The organism is Paenibacillus oenotherae (assembly GCF_019443105.1).
In the GTDB taxonomy this organism is placed as follows: Bacteria; Bacillota; Bacilli; order Paenibacillales; family Paenibacillaceae; genus Paenibacillus_Z; species Paenibacillus_Z oenotherae.
On sequence record NZ_JAHZIJ010000008.1, the window covers coordinates 1 to 22,729 of the forward strand.

Here is a 22,729-nt window from a genome sequence, read left to right on the forward strand (position 1 = left end):
ACGTGTTACTCACCCGTCCGCCGCTAACTATCAGAGAAGCAAGCTTCTCATCAAGTCCGCTCGACTTGCATGTATTAGGCACGCCGCCAGCGTTCGTCCTGAGCCAGGATCAAACTCTCCATAAAAGTGGCCGAAGCCAGTTTCAGGATGGCTTGTTAGCTCATCGCTGACTTACTTGTTAAAACCTGTTTGACAGGTCGCTCATTGTTCAGTTTTCAAAGAACAAATTCTTGTTTACCTCGTCGCTACCTCTCAGCGGCGACTTGATTAATATACCACATTCGCCTATATGATTGCAAGCTTTTTTTATTTTTCTTTTAAAATAAAAAACTGTGCTATACAATTCCGTCAAAAGCGACAAGAAATAATATAACACAGCCTAATATTAGATGTCAATTATAAATTTCAATTAATCCATTCGTTCCATAATCTCTTCTATATAAAGATTACGCTCGTTGCTGAGATTAATAATTGAGCCGTTCACAGACACCCATGGTCTGGTAGGATCATTGCGGTCAGTAAAGACAATTTCGCCTATTCTATCGTCACTCAGCCTTACCAAGGCACCATTATGAAATCGAGTTACTTTCTCGATAAAGGTCTGCACGTAAGCGGGATCAAGCTTGCCGAAAGAATCTTTATGCAGCTGCTCCAGCACCAGGTACGGTGACAATGCCTTCCTATATGAGCGCTTCATGGTCATCGCATTGAATATATCCGAGATCGCCACAAACTTGGAGTACGGGTGGATCTTATCCGCCATAAGCCCTTGCGGATATCCGCTGCCATCAACCCGTTCATGATGCTGAAGGGCGGACAGCTTAACGCCATCCGTAATACCCGTGACCTTCATAAGCATCTGATAACCATAGTAAGTGTGCTTCTTCATCTCTTGGATTTCTTCAGTTGTAAGTTCGGTCGGCTTGCTCAACACATTCCTGTCGATCTTCACATTGCCGATATCATGAAGAAATCCTGCTAATGCCGCTTGCATCCAGTCTTTCTTAGGAAGCCCGTTCCACTGTGCGAGCATATAGCAGCTCATCGCGGACATCGTGCTTTTATGATACAGATAATCCTCGTTGTTCACGGACGCGGGAGAGAAGGTCAATATATTGTATTCATCGATATGCTCCAGAAGAGCCTCCAACTGTTTGCGAATATCTAGAATGGGAACATTCGTTATGCTGGCCGATTGATAAAATACATTCTTCAGCATTAGAACGGTACGTTCATATTGTTCAAGCAAGGGAGATTTCTCAACCGTTCTTCCCTTGTCTTGAATATCTGCATCCTCTTCGGCACCCTTGTCCGCTACGGAATCAATGACGACGGTGGGAACAAGGAACGCGTGAAGAATATCAAGCTCACGTGGAGTCATGACTTTCCCTTTGTAGAATAATACACTTCCAAGAGGAGTAAGCACATCTTGTACGATTTTGTCCCCGGGCTTTACTTGCGATACCGGCACCGTTGCCATTGTTTGTCCCCCGCTCCATACACTGATTGGACTGTTCTGTTATTATTCTTCAGATGACGGTTCTTCGTTCCCTGTATTGTCTGTGTCTGTGTCTGTGTCTGTGTCTGTGTCTGTCGGTAGCGCAGATCCCTCTTCATCCTGCTCATTGTCCTCCGGCAGTTCTTCACTGCGGGCTACCCGCGTAACCGTTGCAACAGAATCGTCTTCCCGGATATTAATAAGCTTCACACCTTGTGTATTGCGTCCCATGGTGGATATTCCATCCATGCTTGTACGGATCATTGTTCCGGACGAAGTCATAATCATCAGATCTTCATCGCTTTGAACAACCTTCAATGCCACAATCGGACCGTTCTTCTCTGTTACGTTTAGCGTCTTAATGCCTTTACCGCCACGGTTCTGGATTCGGTATTCACTGGCAGGGGTACGCTTGCCATAGCCCTTGGACGTTACGATAAGCACTTCATTCTCCGGCACTACCGTATCCATCGCAATGACATAGTCGCCCTCGTCAGTGTTAATACCTTTGACCCCTGTTGCTGAACGTCCCATTGGCCTGACGTCTTGCTCCGAGAATCTAATGGACATGCCTTGGCTTGTTCCCATAATGATCTCTTGATTGCCATCGGTCAGCTTAACGCCTACCAGATCATCTTCCTCGCGGAGATTGATAGCGATCAGACCGATTTTGCGAATATTCGAATAATCATCAAGCGGCGTTTTCTTTACAACACCCTCACGTGTTGCAAAGAATAAATAACGGTCTGGCTCGAACGATTCAACCGGAATAACCGCATTAACCGTTTCTCCCTGCTCGATTTGAATCAGGTTGATAATTGGCGTTCCACGTGCAGTCCGGCTTAAATCTGGAATCTCGTAGGCCTTCAGACGATACACCTTGCCCTTGTCCGTGAAGAAGAGCAGGTAGTGATGCGTGTTGGATACAAAGAGATGCTCGACAAAATCATTATCCTTGGTATCCATGCCCATTACGCCTCTGCCGCCACGCTTCTGGCTGCGATAAGTCGTTACAGGCAGACGCTTCACATAGCCGGTATGAGTAATGGAGATGATCACATCTTCACGTGGAATCAGATCCTCATCCATAATCTCATCATCACTGGCCATAAGCTCTGTGCGGCGCTCATCACCGAACTTCTCCTTCACTTCATTGAGCTCTTCGCTAATAATTTGAAGTACGAGCTGCTCATCAGCGAGGATAGCTTTATATTCTGCGATTTTCTTCATCAGCTCTGCGTATTCAGCTTCAATCTTGTCACGCTCAAGTCCGGTTAACCGCTGTAGACGCATATCCAGAATCGCCTGTGCTTGTTCATAGCTAAGACTGAAACGATTGATCAATCCCTCACGAGCGAGATCAGCAGTCTGAGAGCCGCGAATTAACGCAATGACTTCGTCGAGGTGATCTAGAGCAATACGTAAGCCTTCCAGTATATGTGCACGAGCTTCTGCTTTCTTGAGGTCAAATTCGGTACGACGACGAATAACTTCGATCTGATGCTGCAAATAGTAATAGAGCACGTCACGCAAATTCAGCACGCGCGGCTCACGATTAACCAGTGCCAGCATGTTAATACCGAAATTCATCTGCATTTGCGTCTGCTTGTACAAGTTATTCAACACGACGCTTGGCGTCACGTCACGGCGCAGCTCAATAACAACGCGCATCCCGTTGCGATCAGACTCATCCCGCAAGTCGGTTATGCCGTCAATCTTCTTCTCGCGGACCAGCTCTGCAATCTTCTCTACAAGCCTTGCTTTAATAACCTGGTACGGAAGCTCATGTACGATAATGCGAGCCTTGCCATTATTCTCTTCAATAGTGGCGCGCGCACGCATTGTAACCGAACCGCGGCCGGTCGTATAGGCTTGGCGAATTCCTTCGCGTCCCATAAGGAAGCCGGCAGTAGGGAAGTCTGGCCCTTTAATATACTCCATCAATTCAATCGGTGTTATATCCGGGTTTCTGATCATAGCTTGAACGCCGTCGATAACCTCGTTTAAATTGTGTGGCGGTATATTCGTAGCCATACCTACAGCGATACCCGTCAATCCATTAACGAGAAGATTAGGGAAACGAGCCGGCAGAACAACCGGTTCTGATTCTTCACCATCATAGTTAGGCGCAAAATCAATCGTTTCTTTATTGATATCACGAAGCATCTCCATAGCGATCTTGGATAGACGAGCTTCGGTATAACGCATGGCTGCCGCCATATCTCCATCAATGGAACCAAAGTTGCCATGACCATCGATCAGCATATATCGGAGTGAGAAATCCTGCGCCATCCGAACCATCGTCTCGTATACTGCTGAATCACCGTGAGGATGGTACTTACCAATTACTTCGCCAACGATTCTGGCAGATTTCTTATATGGTTTATCCGGCGACATGCCCAGTTCCGACATCGCATACAGAATACGACGGTGAACCGGCTTCAACCCGTCTCTTACATCGGGGAGCGCACGGCTTACGATAATACTCATCGCATAATCCATGAACGAATCGCGCATCTCAACGCCTATATCGCGATTTCGTACTTGAGAACTTTGTTCTTCCGCCATTGTTGACCTCCTAAAGTTTCTGCAACAAGCAAAAACGCTTCGTAAGCATATTCTTTGTTCGTAAGATGCTCATCATTTAACTTGCTAAGTTAAGCTGAAACCCGCTCCAGTAATGAGCAATGCCTCTGCTCTAAAATCATTACAGTATAGTCTCAATCCCGCTAACTTAAACATAATCCCCATATTAACCGTCCAATTCTCATTAACTGCGCTGCTGTAGGTATGCGCCCTCTCAACGAAGTCTCCAACGCCATAGACTGGATAGTCGAGTATAAAGGATAATCTCAGCAAATGATGGGGAAGAACTCAAAAATAGACATAATCCCTATTATACCATCGTTTATCACACCTGTCTCCTTTGCATGCGCTTATCCAGGATGAATTTATCGATATCGAAAGGTGGAGCCTCCTTGGCCATCCAACGCGTAAGAAGCAAGTGGTCGAAAACAAATATCCTCCTCAAATCCGCTGATCTGACGGAACATATTCCCGAAACAAAACGATGGAGCAGGAGTACACTTCAGGCCATGCTGGACCAATATAAGATGGTCTATGTCAAACCGGATTCAGGAACTTTCGGAACAGGTGTCATTCGTGTCGAAAAACGGACAGGTGAAGGATACTCATTCCAGATGGGCACTAAAAAAAGAACATTCAGCTCCTTCGAATCGATGGCCGATCGGCTGCAGCGATCGATCAGAACCCGCTCTTATTTGATCCAGCGAGGAATCAATCTGTTGAAGCATGCCAGCCGCCGTTTCGATATCCGGGTTATGGTGCAGAAGAACAGTAGAGATCAGTGGGAATCTACAGGCATCATCGGCCGCCTCGGACATCCCGCCAAGATCGTCACGAACTATCATAGCGGTGCTACTCCGATGTCTATTGAGCGTTTAATGACCGGCAAGCTAACCTCTTCTCAAATGCCCTCCTACAATGCACGTTTGAAAAAGCTGGGTGAATCCATTGCGAAGCAGCTTCAATCCCACTATCCCGGATTAAAAGAACTCGGCATCGATGTTGCGATCGACGGCTCGTTGAAACCATGGATTCTGGAAGTCAACACCCTTCCTGACCCCTTTATATTCCGCAAACTAAAGGACAAATCCGTATTCCGTAAAATTCATCGCTACTGCGTGCAGTATGGCAGGTTCAAGAAGAAACATAGCTGATGCAACGTGCTCTCAGCTGCAAAAGCGCTGCAATGCAACAAGCCGCCCGAGCTTCGGGCGGCTTGTTGGTATGGGACAGGACTAGTTGAATAGTCTCTACACGTCCAGGTTTTTAACAAATTTCGCAAACTTCTGAATGAAATCGCGGCGCGGTTCAACATTCTCACCCATGAGGGTTTCGAAAATATCATCCGCTTCCATAGCATCTTCGATAGATACCTGAAGCATTGTACGGCTCTCAGGATCCATCGTCGTCTCCCACAGCTGCCCTGCATTCATCTCGCCGAGACCTTTGTACCGCTGTACATTCACTTTGACGCCCTCGCCGAATTCGGCAAGAATATCGTCGCGCTCCTTCTCGCTTTGAGCATAACGAATCACCTTGTTGCGCTCAATCTTGAAGAGCGGCGGCTGTGCGATATAAATATAGCCGGCCTCAATGATCTTCCTCATGTAACGGAAGAAGAAGGTGAGCAGAAGGGTACGAATATGCGCACCATCGACGTCGGCATCCGTCATAATAATAACTTTGTGATAACGCGCCTTCTCAACATCGAAGTCATCGCCGATTCCGGTTCCGAGCGCTGTAATGATCGCACGAATCTCGGTATTCGACAGAATTCTGTCGAGACGGGCTCTTTCTACATTGAGAATCTTGCCGCGCAGCGGCAGAATAGCCTGGAAGTGACGGTCACGGCCCTGCTTGGCAGAGCCGCCTGCGGAGTCACCCTCAACGATATAAATCTCAGAGATCGATGCATCCTTGGAGGAGCAATCCGCCAGTTTGCCTGGCAAAGAGCTGACCTCAAGAGCGCTCTTGCGCCTCGTCAGTTCACGCGCCTTACGCGCTGCTTCACGGGCACGCGCTGCCTGCAGACCCTTCTCAACGATTTTCTTGGATACCGACGGATTCTCTTCCATGAACTCCTGGAGTTTCTCAGCGAAGAACGATTCCACGATACCTCTAACTTCACTGTTGCCAAGCTTCGTCTTGGTCTGTCCCTCGAACTGGGGCTCCGGAATCTTAACAGAAATAATCGCTGTCAGCCCTTCACGCACATCGTCTCCGGAGAAGTTCGTATCGCTTTCTTTAAGCGAGTTTGTTTTGCGCGCATAGTCATTGATAATCCGGGTCAATGCACTCTTGAAGCCGGATTCATGCGTTCCGCCCTCATGCGTATTAATATTATTCGCGAAGGAATAGATGTTCTCGCTGTAGCTGTCATTGTACTGAAGCGACACCTCTACCTGAATATTATCTTTGGATCCTTCCACGTAGATCGGCTGCTCGTGCAGCACCTCGCGATTACGGTTCAAATATTGAACGAATTCAATGATACCGCCCTCGTATTTATAGCTGTTCGTCATCTCTGTCCGCTCGTCAAGCAGAACGATCTCGATACCCTTGTTCAGAAATGCCAGCTCGCGGATCCGGGATTGCAGAATCTCATATTCATAAACGGTCGTCTCGGTGAAAATCTCGGCATCCGGCTTGAAACGAGTAGTTGTACCCGTTTCAGTCGTCTCGCCAATGACCTTCAGATCGTATTGCGGCGCGCCCCGGCGGTATTCCTGCTGGTGAATCTTGCCTTCACGCTTAACCGTAACAATAACCTGCTCGGACAACGCATTCACTACCGATACGCCAACACCATGAAGACCGCCTGATACTTTATATCCTTCGCCGCCGAATTTGCCTCCAGCATGAAGAACGGTCATAACGACCTCAAGTGCAGGACGTTGCATCTTCGCATGAATCCCTACAGGGATACCCCGCCCGTTGTCAGTTACTGTAATACTGTTGTCCTCATGAATCGTTACCTCGATCCGGCTGCAGTATCCAGCAAGCGCCTCATCAATACTATTATCAACGACTTCCCATACAAGATGGTGAAGCCCCTTGCCGCTTGTAGAGCCTATATACATCCCGGGGCGTTTGCGTACCGCTTCCAAACCTTCCAGGACCTGTATCTGATTCTCGTCATACGTATGCTGGTTCAAAGACATGCTCGAATTCACTACTCCTCTCGGGTTGCTATTGGCAAGAACGCTCGATTATAAGAAAAGCGCAATGTGCGCAAGCCAGTACCTATCGCCTCAGTTATGACACTCAGGTTGTTGCAAAATGATGCGATCGTTTCTTCAGCGTGGAGGACGAGATTGGAGAATAATAGATTTTGTGCTGTGTCACAACAATCGATTTGGCTTCTTCCTCTCCGATCACTTCTACGTCCTTGCGCTTCTTGGCTTGCATGACGAATTGCTTGGACAGCTTGGAGGACTGCTCAATGGATATATCGAATATCGCTACGAGTTCCGCAGCACGGATAATTTTTTCTCCACCCAAATGAATATACATTGGCTTCACCCTTCGCTATTAAGCCTTATCGCGCTACTTGACCGTCTCGTACATGATAGATGCGTGAATCGTGCAGCTTACTTATATTAACGCTTTCCAGTCCCGTCGTTGTGATAAACGTCTGCACTTTACTTTGAAAGGTTTCGATCAACTGTGTTTGCCTGTTCTGATCCAGTTCTGACAACACATCATCCAGCAGCAGCAGTGGATATTCACCGATTTCTTCATGAATCAGTTCGATCTCAGCCAGCTTGAGCGACAGTGCAGTTGTTCGTTGCTGGCCCTGAGAGCCGTATATGGATGCCTCTTTACCGTTAATATAAAAAGCAATATCATCCCGGTGGGGACCGACAAGCGTCATCCCCCGGCGAAGTTCCTGATCTTTAACCTGTGATAACTTTATCATAAATTGCTCAAATAAAACAGATTCTTCTTCTGCAGCCTCTGTTTCGAAGGAGGGGCGATAAACAATTTTCAGTTCCTCCAAGCCTGCCGTAATGCCGGTATGGATATGATTGGCCCACTTCTGCAGTTTATAAATAAAGTTTTGCCTTTTTTTCACAATTTTAACACCGTACTCTGCAAGTTGCATATTCCAGATATCCATCATCGCCTGCTGGGCATTGCCGGACGTAGCCGATTTCAAATAATTATTGCGCTGCATTAATACTTTGGCATATTGGCCGAGGGAATACAAATAACCGGGCTGCACCTGGCCGATCTCCATATCGAGAAACCGCCTGCGTATACCCGGTGTTCCTTTCACAATTTCCAGATCCTCAGGGGCAAACATCACCACATTAAGCGTGCCTACAAAATCGCTTAGCTTGCGCTGCTCCAGCCCGTTGATCTTCGCTCTCTTTCCTTGAGCGGACAAGGATAGATCGAGGGTGACAGAGCCGTACTTCTTGTCGACTTCTCCCCGTATTCGAGCATCCTGGGATTGCCAGCCAATCAGCTCTTTATCCTTGCTTGTCCGGTGTGATTTGGTCAGCGCCAGCACATAGATCGCTTCCAGCAGATTGGTCTTTCCCTGTGCGTTGGGTCCGACAAACAAATTCACACCGCTGTCTGTTCTCACTTCAAGTCCCTCATAGTTGCGGTAATGCTGCAATTGAATGGAATTTAGATACACACCGCTAGCCTCCCCGGATCTTGCGCGCTCTGTGGGTTAGCTGCCGCGTTACCCCTTTATAACCGTATATTCTCCATGGCCCTGAACAACAATCTTGTCGCCTGAATAAAGCTTGCGGCCGCGTCGGTTATCACTTTCACCGTTAATGGATATGCTGGCTTCCTGCAGAAAAAACTTGGCAGCTCCGCCTGTATCAATAATGCCGGCCAGCTTCAAAAATTGGCCAAGAGCGATATATTCCGTCTTAATGGAAACTTCTGTCATGTCTGATTTCCTCTCTATCCTGTGGTCCGATACGGCAAGATAATGTGCAGGCTATGCGCATGATCGGTCGGCTTAACAATAATCGGACTCATTGCTCCGTTGAAACCGATGTACATATATTCGCTGTCGATAACCTTCAGCGTATCGAGCATGTACTTGGAGTTGAAGGCAATGCGAAGCTGCTCGCCGTTCTGTTCTTTGGACTCCAGCTGCTCTGTTACGCGTCCAAGCTCTGTTGAACTGGAGGAGATTTCGATCGTTCCATCCTCTTGCGTGACGAGTCTTACAACATTCGTCTTTTCTTCTCTTGACATGAGATAAGCTCTGTCGATAGCATCCGTCAAATTTTTTGTATGCACAACCAGTTCTGTTTTGAACTGCTGCGGAATAATCTTGGAAGTGTCAGGGTAAGTTCCATCGAGAATTCGGGAATAGAACAATACATGACCGATTTTGAACAGCACTTGATTGTCAGCAACGATGATATCGATCGGTGTGCTGTCATCAGGTACAAGCTTGGACAGCTCATTCAAAGTCTTGCTTGAAATAACGACATTGGTGAAGCGATAATCCGCCGGAGCTGTAACTGCTGCGGAACGGCTTGCAAGGCGGTGCCGATCCGTAGCTACGAATTTCAATAATCCATCCTCCAGGCTCCATAGCGCACCTGTCAGGATAGGGGTCTGTTCGCTGGTCGAAGCTGCGAATACCGTCTGTCTGATCATGCTGCGCAGAAGATCTCCAGGGACATTGATCGTCTCTGTCTCTTCAACGGTTGGCAGAACGGGGAACTCCTCCGGATCAAGCCCTACCATCTGGATATCAGTTGAGCCTGAACGGATCCAGGTTTGATGATTTTCTTTCACCTCGATTTCGATCTCATCGGAAGGCAGCTTCTTAACAATTTCAACGAAGAATTTGGCTGGAAGAACAACGCTGCCGGGTTTCTCGATTCGAGCTATGACAAACTCGCCATTCTCAACAGGTATAAAGCTTTGAATCGAAATATCGGTATCGCTTGCTGTCAATGTAACGCCTTGATGGGTGACGTCGAATTTGATGCCGCCAAGTATCGGTATTGCCGGTCGGGAAGAAGAGGCTTTCGACACTTGTTGAATCGCTTCGTTCAATTGATCTTTTCTTATTGAAAGTTTCATTTGTTTCACTCCTATAGCGAGATTGCTTATTGCGGCCGTTATTGTGATGGGGCTGCTGATCGTTTATTGATGATGTTCTTTAAATAAAAAAACAGTAGTAGTCGTAGTAGGCACACTGAATATGTGGATAAGTGGATAAACCACCGATAAAGCAAGCCTATCCACATGTGTACAGCGTGTGCATAGGCTTGCTTAGTTGTTCATAGTTATTCAGGTGTGATTTTTGATCTTCTCGGTCAGTGTTTGAATGATCTTATACAGCTCGGTATCAACCTTGATTTGCTGGGTGATTTTCTCATGGGCATGTATAACGGTCGTATGGTCGCGTCCTCCGAATGCTTCTCCGATCTTAGGCAGCGAATGATCTGTCAGCTCGCGTGACAGGTACATTGCGATTTGTCTTGGAAATGCTACGGCCTTCGTCCGCTTGCGCGCTTTGAACTCTTCCATTCTCAAACCGTACAATTCCCCAACCTTCTGCTGAATATCCTGCATGGTGATCATCTTCGGCCTGCTGGAAGGAATGATATCCTTCAGAGCTTCAGCGGCCAGATGGGATGAAATATCCTCATTAATAAGCGAGGAGTAGGCAACTACCCTGATGAGCGCGCCCTCCAGCTCACGAATATTCGTATCGATCTGATTGGCGATGTATACCATGGCTTCATTGGGAATGTCCAGATTCTCTGCCTTGGCCTTCTTGCGCAGAATCGCGATCCGCGTCTCCAGATCAGGCGGTTGAATATCGGTTATCAGGCCCCATTCGAACCGGGAGCGGAGCCGTTCTTCAAGCGTTGGAATTTCCTTTGGCTGACGGTCGCTTGAGATGACAATCTGCTTGCGCTCTTCATGGAGGGCATTGAAGGTATGGAAGAACTCCTCCTGGGTCTGCTCCTTGCCTGCCAGAAATTGAATGTCATCAATTAGCAGCACATCGATATTCCGGTATTTGTTGCGGAAGCTTTCGCCCCGGTTGTCACGAATGGCATTAATGAATTCGTTCGTAAATTTCTCTGATGACAAGTAAAGGACACGAGTGCTTGGATTGTGCTCAAAAATGTAATGTCCGATCGCATGCATCAAATGTGTTTTGCCAAGACCAACGCCGCCATACAGAAACAACGGATTGTAGGCTTTGGCCGGCGCTTCCGCAACTGCCAGCGATGCCGCATGGGCAAAGCGGTTGTTCGCTCCGATAACAAACGTATCAAACGTGTATTTCGGATTGAGCATATGAGAGAACGTTTCCTCGGGTGCTGTCTGAACAGCAGGAATCAGAGGTGGAGGCTGCACAATCGGTTCCGGCGGCTTGTTCTCCTCAATAACGAATTTAATATCGTATTGTTGACCCATGTATTCTTGCAGCGTTGATCGCACAAGCTTTGTATAACGGCTTTCGAGCCATTCGGCTGCAAAAGTAGTTGGCGCTGTTACGATAACCATCGAATCACCACTAAACGAAGCTTTGGTCGCTTTAAACCAAGTATCGAAGCTTGGCTTGCTGAGCTTAGTTTGAATGATTGACAGCACCTGTTGCCACATTTCGTGGGTATGGCTATCCACAGATTGTCACTCCTTATCCAATTCGCCAAAAGGGCGAAACCATGCGTAACGATGTCGAAAATTCGGGGAAAGTGGTTCTTTCATCCACAGTATCAAGGATTGTAACGAAATATTTATTAGAAGGGGATTGATGTTGTTCACATTGTTATCCACAGGTTGTTGATAAATCTGAGGAATTTATGGAGTCATCCACATCAAAAACAAATCTATCATAGCAAAATAACCCCGGAGTTTCAACGATTCCAGCGTTTTTATCCACAAATTCAATAGGTTGTGTATAAAAGTTATCGACAACACAAGATATTGTTTATATCATGTGTCCATTTCGACATAATGCGCGAAAATCATGATTCATTCGTCCACATGTTACTAACTTCTGAAAAAACCGCCGCTGTGAAGATAATTATCCACATCCCTTGCTTTGGTTGACATTTGCTAGTGGTCATGGTTTAATTGAAAAAGGCGTTTTTTCGTATAGGCGTAGGCATGTAACGCTTGAGAACAGAAATCTTACGTCCGTTGCAAACGGCGAGGAATAGGCTTTCGCTGGACGAGATTATATAGAAGGAACAGGAGGTGCAGTGAAGTGAGACCGACATTTAAACCAAATGTGAGCAAACGGAAGAAAGTTCATGGATTCCGCAAGCGCATGGCTTCGAAGAATGGACGTAAAGTGCTGAGCGCACGCCGTCAAAGAGGCAGAAAAGTACTGAGCGCGTAAGTTAAAGACCACATCGTGTGGTCTTTTTTTTCATTTAAGCAGGAGCAGCGGAAGTGGAGCCCAGCAGTCCGTTATTTTGCTGCCGGGCTGTTTCTTCTGATATAGTTGGCAATACTGAGAGGTAAAGGTTCGGTGATCTGTAGACGTGCATAGAAAGTTACGATTAAGAAACCGCAATGATTTCAGCCGCATATATCGCCATGGCAAATCGTTCGCGAACGGTCAATTTGTCGTGTATTGGTCACGTCAAATGAAAGCGGAGCCTTTTCGGCTTGGTGTGTCGGCAAGCAAGAAGATCGGCAATGCTGTCGTTCGCAACCGGATGCGCCGAATGGTGAAGGAGATCGTTCGTGCACACAAGGAACGGATCGTGGAGAAGATCGATCTGATCGTTATTGTGCGCAAGCCGGCGGTCGATATGAAGATGAAGGAATTGGACAAAAGCATGCTTCATGTGTTGAAGCGGGCAGGTCTTTTGAAAGCGCCTAAATGATGATTGCAGCGGCATTTGTCGGGGCAGGGAGGCTTGTTTATTTGTTTCATAAAATGTGGTATAGTCTAGAATGTATGAAAAACTACGATGTATCGGTATAATCGTTACGTTGGATGGTGCCCAGAGAGGAGTTTTAGATGTTGTCGCGGATTTCTAAACGCACTTGGTTAGTAGTGCTCGCGCTAGTTCTTGTTACATTGTTTCTGTCAGGATGCGCGCCTTCAGATCACACTGCTGTAAAGACGGAAGATTTGCTTGAAGGTAACTTCTGGGAGAAGAACGTCGTATACTGGTTCGCCTTGATGCTGGACACGTTCGCTAATTGGTTCGGCGGTGAATACGGCTTTGCGATTATACTGCTGACGGTTATTGTACGGACGATTATTTTGCCGCTTACTTTAAAGCAATATAGGAGCTCCAAAGCGATGCAGGCGCTTCAGCCTGAGCTTGCCAAGATTAAAGAAAAACACAAGGATAACCCGCAGAAGCAGCAGGAAGAGACAATGAAACTGTTCCAGCAGCATCAGGTTAATCCGCTAGCCGGCTGTTTGCCGCTTATCGTACAGATGCCAATCTTCATCGCGCTGTATAATGCGATTTATTGGAATGAGAATATTCGTACGCATGAGTTTATTGGTATCAAGCTCGGTGCGCCGGTTAATGAGCAGGAATGGTATGCTTACTTGCTGCCGGTGTTGGCTGCAATTACAACCTTTGTCCAATCGAAGATGATGTCCAGTCAGCAGAAGATGATGCCGGCGATGCAGGGGATCATGCTTATATTCCCGGTATTGATTTTCGTTATGGCGTTGTCCTTCCCGGCCGCGCTGCCGCTGTACTGGGTTTTCAGTAATATCTATACGATTATTCAAAACTATTTCCTATACGGACGCACCTCATCCAATGATAAGGAGAGTGTTCCTGCGAAATGAAGAAAATCGTAGCATCCGGCAAAACGATCGAAGACGCTGTACGCAGCGGCTTGGCGAAATTGCAAGTGACTGAGGAGCGCGTCCAGGTGACTGTCCTTGATCAGCCCTCGAAGGGGTTGTTCGGACTCATCGGCGTGAAGGAAGCGAAGGTACAGATTGAGCTCCTGCCGGAGCCTGATCCCATCGATGCCATTCAGGAAACCGAAAGGTTTATTACAGAAGTGGCAGCCAAGATGGGGCTTGATATCATCATCACTCGTAAAGAATCAAGAGATGGTTTGACGCTTGCACTTTCTGGAAGCGGCGATCTGGGCATGCTTATCGGACGTCGTGGTCAAACGCTTGATGCCTTGCAGTATTTGGTTAATATTGTAGCCAACCGTTATGCTGACAGTCATATTCGAATCGTACTGGATGCTGAAGATTTTCGCGAGCGTCGTCGCAAGACGCTTGCAGATTTGTCCGATCGGTTAGCGGGCCATGTTATTCGCACAAGAAAAGAAGTTGTTCTTGAGCCAATGTCTCCGCATGAGAGGAAAGTCATTCATTCTCAGCTTCAGGATCACGCGAAAGTTAGAACCTATAGCAAAGGCGACGAGCCCAATCGGCGCGTCGTCATCACACTCCGATAACGTTCGCATATTCGCAACCCAAGCAATGGCTCTTTACTGGTCATTGCTCATTTTTTTACAATAGGAGAAGTTGAAGTGGGTATGGAGGCTTTCATGATATGAGGAATGTAGATACCATTGCCGCCATCTCGACAGCTGTCGGGGAAGGCGGCATTGCCGTTATCCGGGTAAGTGGCCCGGATGCTGTGCGTGAAGCGAAGAAATTTTTTCGCTCAAGAACGGATATTATGGAGGCAGATTCCCATACGGTTCACTATGGACATATTGTTGATCCGGCCGATGGTGAAGTTATAGAAGAAATTCTGCTGACCATTATGCGCGGACCTCGTTCTTTTACAGCTGAAGACGTGGTTGAACTAAGCACGCATGGCGGCGTAGTCGCGGTTAAGCGAGTATTAGAGCTGCTTCTTAGAGAGGGAGCTATCCGGATTGCAGAGCCTGGCGAGTTCACGAAGCGGGCGTTTCTGAACGGAAGAATCGATTTGACGCAGGCTGAAGCGGTTATCGATCTCATTCGCTCCAAGTCAGACAGAGCATTCTCCGTGGCGATGAAGCAGGCTGAAGGTGCGCTGTCCAAGAAGGTCAAAGCGCTTAGGCACCAATTGATCGAGCTGCTCGCCCATATTGAAGTGAATATTGATTACCCTGAGCATGATGTAGCTGAGATGACCAGCAATTACATTCAGACTCGTTGTGAGGAAAGCTGTTCCATTATCGATGGACTGTTAAAAACAGCTGGAGAAGGTAAAATATTAAGAGAAGGCATTGTAACGGCGATTGTGGGTCGTCCCAATGTAGGAAAGTCATCCCTGCTTAATGCGCTTGTGCAGGAGAACAAAGCAATTGTTACGGATATTCCAGGCACAACGCGGGATGTTATAGAAGAATATATATCGCTGGGCGGAATCCCGCTGCGACTGCTTGATACTGCCGGGATACGTGAGACATCGGATGTTGTAGAACAGATTGGAGTGCAGCGGTCTAGAACGGCACTTGAGGAAGCAGATCTTATCTTGCTGGTGCTGAATCTCAATGAGGCGCTTCATGACGATGACCGATTGCTTATGAAGCAGCTGGAGGGGCGTCCTGTCATCGTGCTGCTTAACAAGACGGATCTTCCGCCTGTTCTGAATGAGGATGAGCTGTATGCTATTGTCTCCAAGGAGTCAGTGGTGCGGCTGTCTGTCCTGCAGGAAAGCGGACTTGATCAATTGGAGCATGCTATTAGCAGGATGTTCTTTGGCGGTGAGCTGGAGAGCGGTGATCTGACCTACGTGAGCAATGTCAGACATATTACGCTGCTCGGCCATGCACGTCAAGCATTAGTGGATGCAATTGAGGCGACGGAGGCTGGAATTCCGATTGATATTGTGCAAATTGATGTACGTAATGCGTGGGAGCAATTGGGTGAAATGATAGGAGATTCGGTATCTGAATCGTTGATCGATCAAATTTTCTCTCAGTTCTGTTTAGGCAAATAATTGAGATTTCAAGTAAGGAGGTATAACGGATGAAATATGAGGCAGGGCAATTCGAGGTTATTGTCATTGGTGCGGGCCATGCTGGTGTAGAAGCTGCACTGGCTGCGGCAAGAATGGGATGTGAAACGCTGCTGTTGACGATTAATCTGGATATGGTTGCGTTTATGCCGTGTAATCCTTCGATCGGCGGTCCGGCTAAAGGGCATGTTGTGCGGGAGATTGATGCATTAGGCGGAGAGATGGGGCGGAACATCGACAAAACTTTTATCCAAATGAGGATGCTTAATACGGGTAAAGGTCCTGCGGTTCACGCGCTGCGCGCGCAGGCTGACAAGTTCATGTATCAGCATTTCATGAAGAAGACAATTGAGGAGACAGAGCATCTGACGCTGCGGCAAGGGATGGTAGAGGAGCTTATTGTCGAGGATGGAATTTGTGTAGGGGTAGAGACGAAGACGGGGGCTATTTACCGAGGGAAGACGGTTGTGCTTACGACAGGCACTTATCTTCGCGGTAAAGTGATTATGGGTGAATTGATGTATGAGAGCGGCCCTAATAATCAACAGCCGTCGGTTAAGCTCTCTGCAAGCTTGAAGGAGCAGGGGCTTGAGCTTGTAAGGTTTAAGACTGGCACGCCGCCGCGTGTGCACAAGGATACGATTGACTTCTCCAAAACAGAGATTCAACCAGGTGATGAGAATCCGAAATTTTTCTCCTATGAGACGGAGTACTCCGACAACGAACAGATTCCATGCTGGTTGACGTATACCTCTGAAGAGACACATAAGATCATTAATGATAATCTATATCGCGCTCCAATGTTCTCGGGTGCAATTGAAGGAACCGGTCCGCGTTATTGTCCTTCAATTGAAGATAAAATCGTGCGTTTCGCTGATAAGCCCAAGCATCAGATCTTCCTGGAGCCTGAAGGCAAGCACACTTCGGAGTATTATGTTCAAGGCTTATCCACCAGCATGCCGGAAGATGTTCAGCTTGCCATTCTCCGTTCTATACCAGGTTTGGAAAAAGTTGAAATGATGCGTACCGGCTATGCGATCGAATATGATGCCGTAGTGCCTACCCAGCTGTGGCCTTCTCTCGAAACGAAGGTTATACCTAATCTGTTCACTGCGGGGCAGATTAATGGTACTTCGGGGTACGAGGAAGCGGCGGGACAAGGTGTAATCGCAGGTATCAATGCTGCGCGTAAAGCTCAGGGAAGAGAGGCCGTTATTATTGACCGTTCTCAGGGATACATCGGTGTTATGATCGATGACCTGGTTACGAAGGGGACGAGTGAGCCATACAGACTGTTGACCTCGCGTGCGGAATATCGTCTGCTCTTGCGCCATGACAATGCAGATCTGCGGCTGACTCCGCTCGGTTATGAGATCGGCCTTATTACTGAGGAGCGTTATGCGAAGTTCAATCGGAAGAAAGAGCTTGTCGATGGAGAAATTGAGCGCCTGAAGACGGTGAAAGTAAAGCCAGATCAAGCTGCACAAGATCTGCTTGCAGAGCTTGGTTCAGCGCCTATCCAGAATACGGTAGATGCGTTGTCTCTTCTGCGCCGTCCGGAAATAACCTACACGGATCTCGAACGGATCATTACTGCATCGCCTGATGTTTTATCCGAGGATATGAAAGAACAGGTTGAAATTCAAATTAAATATGCCGGTTATATCGAGAAACAGCTGCTTCAGGTTGAACGTATTGCCAAGATGGAGAAGAAGCGGATGCCGGATGATATTGATTACAGCATCATTCATGGACTTGCAACCGAGGCAAAGCAGAAGCTCGCCAATATCCGACCATTGTCAATTGGGCAGGCATCACGCATATCTGGTGTTACACCTGCGGATATATCGATACTACTTGTATACCTGGAGCATTATAATCGGGTAGTGGCGGCGCGGGGGTAGGTTATGGATCAGCAAGGGATATTGTTGAAAGAGCTATTAGAGGAGAGAGGGGTAAGTGTATCTCCTGAGCAACTGGACCAGCTTGCAATGTATTATGAGTTGTTGGTCGAGTGGAATGAGAAGATGAATCTAACAGGTATCACTGAGAGGGATGCGGTGTACGAGAAACATTTCTATGACTCCGCATCGCTTTCTTTCTTTGTGGATATGACAAAGGCGGAACGGATGGCTGATATTGGGTCAGGAGCAGGGTTCCCTAGTTTGCCGTTAAAAATCATTTTCCCTCATCTTAAATTAACGATTGTGGACTCTCTTAATAAACGAATTCAATTTCTGCAGACGGTTGCCAGCTCGCTTGGTCTGTTAGATGTGGCATGTATACATGGGCGTGCTGAGGATATTGCCAGGCTCCCTGAGCATCGTGACCAATACGATCTTGTCACAGCTCGTGCAGTTGCGCGTTTGAGTGCACTTAATGAGCTCTGTCTTCCTTTTGTGCGCAAGGGTGGTACATTTGCTGCAATGAAGGGGGCAGACCCAAGCGAGGAATTGCTGGAAGCCAAAAAAAGCCTGTCAGAGCTTAAAGGCAAACACTTGTCCTCTCATCATTTGAAGCTGCCATTCGAGCAATCCGACCGTCATATTATTTTGATTGGGAAGAATGATTGTACACCAGCCAAATATCCGCGCAAAGCGGGAATTCCGATGAAACAACCGATTATATAATAAATTTTGATTCGATATTGATTGTTCCACGTGAAACATTATGGGATAATAAATAGGGTTTATTATAGCTGTCAAGCAGGAAATTGGTCTGTTACCGACGAATTGATTAAATGACAATACTCGGCACTTTGAATTCGGGTGGGTAGTTGATACGATGAAGGAACAATTCTCACGATTGTTTGGTTTGACCGAACAGAAGAGTAATCAAGATGAAGTGAAGCAGATTTCGGTTGGTGAAATCGATACAAGTCCCTATCAGCCACGAACTGTATTTGATGATGATCGCATTGAAGAGCTGAGTCAGACGATAAAGACTCATGGCATCATTCAGCCGATCGTTGTGCGGGTTCGGAATAACCGTTACGAGATTATTGCGGGAGAAAGAAGATTTCGAGCTGTAACCAAGCTTGGACTCGACACCATTCCGGCGATTATTCGTGAATTTAATGATTCACAAGCTGCTTCAATTGCACTGATCGAGAATTTGCAGCGTGAAGGTCTAACGGCAATAGAAGAGGCGGTTGCTTACCAGAAGTTGATTGATCTTCATCAATTGACGCAGGAAAGTCTGGCTCAACGACTAGGCAAGAGCCAATCGACAATTGCGAATAAGATTCGCTTGCTTAATTTAAGTGAACCCGTCAAGACATCGTTGATGGCGCGACAAATCACTGAACGACATGCAAGAGCACTGCTGGCATTGGATTCCGATGAGCTTCAATTGAAGGTGCTGGAAGATATCATTGCCAAAGAATTGAACGTAAAGCAAACCGAATCGCGTGTTGCCTTCTATAAGGAAGCGACGCAAACTAAAAAGTCGAAACGGATATCTTTTACGAAGGATGTTCGCTTGGCTCTGAATACGATTCGGCAATCTATTGAGATGGTATCAGGCTCCGGTCTGCAAATTAAGACTAACGAGAAGGATCATGAAGACCATTATGAAATTGTTATTCAAATACCTAAGCGATAAAGACTGGATATACATTCGAATGAAATGATGGTAGTTAATCGGTAGATTCAACTCGAGGCCGTCCCAGTGAGGACGGCATTCGCCATTTTCACGAATAACATTGGTCGTTATTGGAAGATAGACGGAAATAGAAGTAATCAGCATAGAGGTGAACCGGTTTGTCTAAAACCATTGCAATTACGAACCAGAAGGGCGGGGTCGGTAAGACGACAACGTCGGTCAATTTAGGGGCTTGCCTGGCATCACTAGGCAAGAAGGTACTGTTAGTTGATATTGATCCGCAGGGGAATACGACGAGTGGGATTGGTATTAACAAGGCGGATGTTGCACATTGTATATATGATGTGCTTGTTAATGATGTTCATCCTAATGATGCTACTGTACCAACAAATATAGAAGGCTTGAATATCATTCCTGCTACAATTCAACTGGCGGGGGCGGAGATTGAGCTCGTTCCTACGATTTCCCGGGAGCAGCGTTTGAAGAAGTCTCTGCAACTGGTTAAGCACAAGTATGATTATATTCTTATTGATTGCCCGCCTTCTTTGGGCATTCTAACGATCAATTCATTGACCGCATCAGATTCTGTTATTATACCGATCCAGTGCGAGTATTATGCGCTGGAGGGATTAAGCCAACTGCTAAACACAGTGCGGCTGGTTCAGAAGCATCTGAACACGTCTCTTCAAATTGAAGGCGTGCTTCTGACTATGTTTGATGCCAGGACGAATCTGGGCATTCAAGTGATCGAAGAAGTGAAGAAATATTTTCAGCAGAAGGTGTATCAAACTATTATTCCTCGGAATGTAAGATTGAGCGAGGCTCCATCTCATGGCCAATCGATAATTACTTATGATCCTAGATCTAAAGGGGCCGAGGTTTATCTTGAACTCGCGAAGGAAGTGATTATGTATGAGCAAGCGGCTAGGTAGAGGGCTTGATGCGCTTATTCCATCGCTTTCAGTTAATGATGATGATAAAGTGCTCGAAATAACACTTGCTAGCTTGAGGCCGAATCCTTATCAACCAAGGAAAACATTTGATGACGAGGCTATTCAAGAATTGGCTGAATCGATCAAACACCATGGTGTTATTCAACCGATAATAGTCCGCAGTGTGTTGAAGGGTTACGAAATTATTGCTGGTGAACGACGGTTCCGCGCTTCGCAGCTTTGCGGAAATTCAACGATTCCAGCAGTAGTTCGCAATTTCTCGGATCAGCAGGTTATGGAGATCGCACTTATTGAGAATCTTCAGCGTGAGGATCTGAATGCTATTGAGCTGGCACTTGCTTATCAGGCGCTAGTGGACAAGTTTAACTTGACCCAAGAAGAGCTTTCGATGAAGGTGGGCAAATCAAGATCTCACATTGCGAACTTTTTGAGGTTGCTGACTCTGCCGGAAGAAATTAAAGAAAATGTTTCACGTGGAACATTATCGATGGGTCATGCCAGAGCGTTGGTAGGCGTTAAGGATGAAGCCCGGAAGAAAGAACTGGCAGAGCTAACGATCGCGAACGAGTGGAGCGTGCGTGACTTGGAGGAGGCCATTCAGAAGCTTGATCAGAAGGCCCCGACAAAAGTGAAGCCATCCGCTAAAAAGCGGGATCCATATATTGAACAATTAGAAGAGTCATTACGAGAACAGTTCAAAACAACAGTGAAGATTAAGCAGCAGAAGGATAAAGGTAAGATCGAACTCCTGTATTATAATAAGCAGGATTTGGAACGGTTGCTTGAATTGATGCAGCAGCTTTCATAAGGGGTATAATTCATAAGGGGTATAAATATTGAGTTGTTATGAATAGCATACTTGAGCCAGCATCGATTGAAAATGATGCAGCTTGAGTATGCTATTGTTGAATGGATTGTTCTTATGAATATAATGAAGCAGTAAGGGCAGTACAAAGATACGGTGAGTGAGGGAAGGGGGAGGGTGTCTGTGGGGAACGCTGAGAATGTAATTTATTTGGATCATGCAGCGACATCATGGCCCAAGCCTTCAACGGTTATTGAAGCAGTAACAAGTGCGTTGGAGCATGATGCTGCCAACCCTGGCAGGGGTAGTCATGCAATGGCGGTTCGGGCCAGCAGGGTTCTGTTCGATACACGTAAAATGCTGGCGAAGCTGTTCGCAATAAAAAATCCAAACGATATCGCATTTGCCATGAACGCGACGATGGCTTTGAATTTGGCCATAAAAGGTTATGTGCGCGAGGGAGATCATGTTATTGCAACGGCGGTTGAACACAACTCAGTCAGAAGACCGCTTGAATATTTGAGGAAGGCAATTGGAGTCGAGGTCACTTATGTTGAAGCGGATGAGCAGGGGGAGCTTGAGGCTGCACAAGTGGAGAATGCGATTCAGAACAATACAAGACTGGTGATCGTCAATCACAGCTCGAATTTATTTGGTTCGATATTGCCAGTAGCTGAGATTGGGAAGATAACGCGCAGCAGGGGGATTAAGCTGCTAGTTGATGCGGCGCAGACAGCCGGGATGATCGGGATCGATGTTGAGGTGATGGGGATTGATATGCTCGCATTTCCGGGCCATAAAGGGCTGTTGGGGCCGCAAGGGACGGGTGGCCTGTATGTTCATCCCCAAGTCGATCTAACGCCGCTTCTGCATGGCGGTACGGGCAGTCAATCGGAATCCCCCGAGCAGCCGAGTGTTCGACCGGATTGTTATGAGGCAGGGACTCAGAATACACCGGGCCTTGCAGGGCTCAAAGCAGGGGTTCAATATGTGCTGCATGAGACGGTTGAAAAAATCCATACTAGAGAATGGACACTGACTCAGCGAATGATGGAAGGACTGCTTCAAGCAGGAGGAGTAAGGGTGCTTGGTCCCCGATTAGGCGAGCCAAGAACAGGTATTGTTTCTTTTGTTATTGAGGGAGCTGATCCTTCGGAAATTGCGTTCATTCTGGATCAACATTATAATATTGCTGTTCGATCCGGGTTTCACTGTACACCGCTTGCACATGCTGCAGCAGGAACATTGGAGACAGGAGCAGTGCGAGCAAGTGTAGGTGTATTCACGACAGAACAGGAAGTCGATGCGATAGTGAATGCTGTCAAGGAAATCAAACAACATTATAATTGATGCTTTTCATGTGGTGGGGGAGAGA

The 22,729-nt window shown here is 46.9% G+C and carries 20 protein-coding genes and 1 rRNA gene; 12 read left to right on the forward strand and 9 right to left on the reverse strand.

Going from position 1 to position 22,729, the window contains the following annotated elements; genetic code table 11:
• The 3 genes from K0T92_RS12765 to gyrA form a co-directional block, all read right to left on the reverse strand.
• Nucleotides 1-125 (reverse strand): 16S ribosomal RNA (locus K0T92_RS12765); the annotation flags it as partial.
• 284 nt (nucleotides 126-409) lie between these two features.
• Nucleotides 410-1,480 (reverse strand): HD-GYP domain-containing protein, encoded by a 1,071-nt coding sequence (locus K0T92_RS12770; RefSeq protein ID WP_219872870.1) that lies wholly within the window; start codon nucleotides 1,478-1,480, stop codon nucleotides 410-412.
• Nucleotides 1,481-1,522: 42 nt separating this feature from the next.
• Nucleotides 1,523-4,066, reverse strand: coding sequence for a DNA gyrase subunit A (gene gyrA, locus K0T92_RS12775; RefSeq protein WP_219872871.1), 2,544 nt, complete (start codon nucleotides 4,064-4,066; stop codon nucleotides 1,523-1,525).
• A 377-nt stretch (nucleotides 4,067-4,443) separates the two neighbouring features.
• Here gyrA and K0T92_RS12780 point away from each other — a divergent pair, with 377 nt between their 5' ends.
• Nucleotides 4,444-5,238, forward strand: coding sequence for a YheC/YheD family protein (locus tag K0T92_RS12780; protein WP_343223704.1), 795 nt, complete (start codon nucleotides 4,444-4,446; stop codon nucleotides 5,236-5,238).
• A gap of 96 nt (nucleotides 5,239-5,334) precedes the next feature.
• Here the strand turns inward: K0T92_RS12780 and gyrB are convergent, their stop codons facing one another.
• The 6 genes from gyrB to dnaA form a co-directional block, all read right to left on the reverse strand.
• Nucleotides 5,335-7,245 carry a DNA topoisomerase (ATP-hydrolyzing) subunit B gene (gyrB, locus tag K0T92_RS12785; RefSeq protein WP_219872873.1) on the reverse strand — a complete coding sequence of 637 codons (1,911 nt, stop codon included), beginning with the start codon at nucleotides 7,243-7,245 and terminating at the stop codon, nucleotides 5,335-5,337.
• A 103-nt stretch (nucleotides 7,246-7,348) separates the two neighbouring features.
• On the reverse strand, nucleotides 7,349-7,597 hold the full coding sequence (gene remB / locus K0T92_RS12790; RefSeq protein WP_219872874.1) for an extracellular matrix regulator RemB: 249 nt from the start codon (nucleotides 7,595-7,597) through the stop codon (nucleotides 7,349-7,351).
• Nucleotides 7,598-7,622: 25 nt separating this feature from the next.
• Entirely contained in the window at nucleotides 7,623-8,732 is a 1,110-nt protein-coding gene (recF, locus tag K0T92_RS12795) for a DNA replication/repair protein RecF (RefSeq protein WP_219872875.1), read from the reverse strand.
• 48 nt (nucleotides 8,733-8,780) lie between these two features.
• Nucleotides 8,781-8,996: a S4 domain-containing protein YaaA gene (yaaA, locus tag K0T92_RS12800; protein WP_219872876.1), complete on the reverse strand. Its 216-nt coding sequence runs from the start codon at nucleotides 8,994-8,996 to the stop codon at nucleotides 8,781-8,783.
• A 14-nt stretch (nucleotides 8,997-9,010) separates the two neighbouring features.
• On the reverse strand, nucleotides 9,011-10,153 hold the full coding sequence (gene dnaN, locus K0T92_RS12805) for a DNA polymerase III subunit beta (protein WP_219872877.1): 1,143 nt from the start codon (nucleotides 10,151-10,153) through the stop codon (nucleotides 9,011-9,013).
• A gap of 210 nt (nucleotides 10,154-10,363) precedes the next feature.
• A complete protein-coding gene (gene dnaA / locus K0T92_RS12810) occupies nucleotides 10,364-11,716 on the reverse strand; it encodes a chromosomal replication initiator protein DnaA (RefSeq protein WP_343223705.1) in 1,353 nt (450 codons plus the stop codon).
• A 586-nt stretch (nucleotides 11,717-12,302) separates the two neighbouring features.
• Here dnaA and rpmH point away from each other — a divergent pair.
• The 11 genes from rpmH to K0T92_RS12865 all read left to right on the forward strand — a co-directional run bounded on the left by rpmH (nucleotide 12,303) and on the right by K0T92_RS12865 (nucleotide 22,704).
• Nucleotides 12,303-12,437, forward strand: a complete 135-nt coding sequence (gene rpmH, locus K0T92_RS12815) for a 50S ribosomal protein L34 (protein WP_116192616.1) — start codon at nucleotides 12,303-12,305, stop codon at nucleotides 12,435-12,437.
• A gap of 145 nt (nucleotides 12,438-12,582) precedes the next feature.
• Nucleotides 12,583-12,930, forward strand: coding sequence for a ribonuclease P protein component (gene rnpA / locus K0T92_RS12820; RefSeq protein ID WP_219872878.1), 348 nt, complete (start codon nucleotides 12,583-12,585; stop codon nucleotides 12,928-12,930).
• A 137-nt stretch (nucleotides 12,931-13,067) separates the two neighbouring features.
• Nucleotides 13,068-13,862 carry a YidC/Oxa1 family membrane protein insertase gene (locus K0T92_RS12825; RefSeq protein WP_219872879.1) on the forward strand — a complete coding sequence of 265 codons (795 nt, stop codon included), beginning with the start codon at nucleotides 13,068-13,070 and terminating at the stop codon, nucleotides 13,860-13,862.
• Nucleotides 13,859-14,494 (forward strand): RNA-binding cell elongation regulator Jag/EloR, encoded by a 636-nt coding sequence (gene jag, locus K0T92_RS12830; RefSeq protein WP_219872880.1) that lies wholly within the window; start codon nucleotides 13,859-13,861, stop codon nucleotides 14,492-14,494. The genes K0T92_RS12825 and jag overlap by 4 nt, the downstream gene beginning before the upstream one ends.
• A 98-nt stretch (nucleotides 14,495-14,592) precedes the next feature.
• Nucleotides 14,593-15,975, forward strand: a complete 1,383-nt coding sequence (mnmE, locus tag K0T92_RS12835) for a tRNA uridine-5-carboxymethylaminomethyl(34) synthesis GTPase MnmE (protein WP_219872881.1) — start codon at nucleotides 14,593-14,595, stop codon at nucleotides 15,973-15,975.
• Between the two features lie 29 nt (nucleotides 15,976-16,004).
• Nucleotides 16,005-17,897 carry a tRNA uridine-5-carboxymethylaminomethyl(34) synthesis enzyme MnmG gene (gene mnmG, locus K0T92_RS12840; protein ID WP_219872882.1) on the forward strand — a complete coding sequence of 631 codons (1,893 nt, stop codon included), beginning with the start codon at nucleotides 16,005-16,007 and terminating at the stop codon, nucleotides 17,895-17,897.
• 3 nt (nucleotides 17,898-17,900) lie between these two features.
• The gene (rsmG, locus tag K0T92_RS12845) at nucleotides 17,901-18,623 is read left to right on the forward strand and encodes a 16S rRNA (guanine(527)-N(7))-methyltransferase RsmG (RefSeq protein WP_219872883.1); all 723 of its coding nucleotides are present in this window, start codon (nucleotides 17,901-17,903) and stop codon (nucleotides 18,621-18,623) included.
• Between the two features lie 154 nt (nucleotides 18,624-18,777).
• Entirely contained in the window at nucleotides 18,778-19,596 is an 819-nt protein-coding gene (gene noc, locus K0T92_RS12850; RefSeq protein ID WP_219872884.1) for a nucleoid occlusion protein, read from the forward strand.
• 158 nt (nucleotides 19,597-19,754) lie between these two features.
• Entirely contained in the window at nucleotides 19,755-20,528 is a 774-nt protein-coding gene (locus tag K0T92_RS12855; RefSeq protein WP_219872885.1) for a ParA family protein, read from the forward strand.
• Nucleotides 20,509-21,357, forward strand: coding sequence for a ParB/RepB/Spo0J family partition protein (locus K0T92_RS12860; protein WP_219872886.1), 849 nt, complete (start codon nucleotides 20,509-20,511; stop codon nucleotides 21,355-21,357). Before K0T92_RS12855 ends, K0T92_RS12860 begins: the two co-directional genes overlap by 20 nt.
• Before the next feature lie 180 nt (nucleotides 21,358-21,537).
• Nucleotides 21,538-22,704 carry an aminotransferase class V-fold PLP-dependent enzyme gene (locus K0T92_RS12865; protein WP_219872887.1) on the forward strand — a complete coding sequence of 389 codons (1,167 nt, stop codon included), beginning with the start codon at nucleotides 21,538-21,540 and terminating at the stop codon, nucleotides 22,702-22,704.
• The last annotated feature ends 25 nt before the right edge of the window (nucleotides 22,705-22,729 follow it).